The organism is Ornithinimicrobium kibberense (assembly GCF_006519705.1).
GTDB lineage: Bacteria > Actinomycetota > Actinomycetes > Actinomycetales > Dermatophilaceae > Ornithinicoccus > Ornithinicoccus kibberensis.
On the sequence record NZ_VFXM01000054.1, the window covers coordinates 1 to 321 of the forward strand.

The 321-nt window shown below is 63.2% G+C and carries 1 protein-coding gene; it reads right to left on the bottom strand.

All coding sequences use genetic code 11. The annotated features are described in order from the left end of the window. Positions 1-37: 37 nt before the first annotated feature. Positions 38-321: hypothetical protein (locus FJR00_RS16445; RefSeq protein ID WP_238330550.1), on the bottom strand; the 284-nt coding region annotated here is incomplete at its 5' end.

Below are 321 nucleotides of genomic sequence, written 5' to 3' on the forward strand. Positions count from 1 at the left end.
AGCGGCAGATGCGCGCGTCCTCCGGTACGCAGCCAGATCAGGTTGTCTGCTCGTAACTGGTGAGCGCGTCCATGTAGGTGGTCCGGGTGAACTGCAGCTCGAGCCAGTCGTACTCCTCGCCAGGTCCGCGTCCGAAGTGCGACCACGTCACGGTTTCGGATCCGACCTCGATGCGGGCAAGGAGTGGCCCGCAGCCGATGACCGTGCACGTACATCCAAGAAGCGCTGTGCGTCCGGACTCATCTTCAGGGCGTTGGCCAAGGAGAAGCTCGGTCATGTTGGTCCCGGTGGGATGACCGAGGTACTCCGGCGGATCAATCC